We start from the raw sequence: 547 nt of genomic DNA, 5'->3' as shown, positions 1-547 counted from the left end.
GCCCCCACCCGGACCTTCGGTCCGACCTCCCCACAAGGGGAGGGTAGAAGTTCAGGCGGCGCAGACTTCGCGGATCGAGCTTTCCAGGATGTCGAGTGCTTCGTTCATGACTTCGTCCTGGATGGTGATCGGCGCCAGGAAGCGGATGACGTTGCCGTAGACGCCGCAGGTCAGCAGGATCAGGCCCTTGTCGAGCGCCTTCAACCGGATCGCATTGGCGATCTCGGCCGACGGCAGGCCCTTCTTGACGTCGTTGAACTCGACCGCATTCATGAAGCCGAGGCCTCTGATGTCAACGATTTCGGGCACGTCGTCGCGGATCGACTGCAGCCGCTGCTTCAGCCTTGCGCCCAGCGTGTTGGCGCGGTCGCACAGGTTTTCGTCCTCGATCACGTCGAGCACGGCGTGCGCGGCGGCAACACCGATCGGGCTGCCGCCATAGGTGCCGCCGAGCCCGCCGGGGCCGGGCGCATCCATGATTTCGGCGCGGCCAGTGACCGCGGCCAGCGGGAAACCGCCGGCCAGGCTCTTGGCCATGGTGGTGATG

Annotated in this window: 1 protein-coding gene; it reads right to left on the bottom strand. The window is 65.8% G+C overall.

What is annotated here, in order from left to right:
* Window positions 1–51: 51 nt before the first annotated feature.
* The coding region (locus tag EN750_RS38220) for an aminotransferase class III-fold pyridoxal phosphate-dependent enzyme (RefSeq protein WP_127399513.1) at window positions 52–547 on the bottom strand (496 nt) is incomplete at its 5' end.

The organism is Mesorhizobium sp. M7A.F.Ca.ET.027.03.2.1 (assembly GCF_003999175.1).
GTDB lineage: Bacteria > Pseudomonadota > Alphaproteobacteria > Rhizobiales > Rhizobiaceae > Mesorhizobium.
Note: the sequence above shows the minus strand (reverse complement) of the source record. Positions and strands in the feature narration are given on the sequence as shown.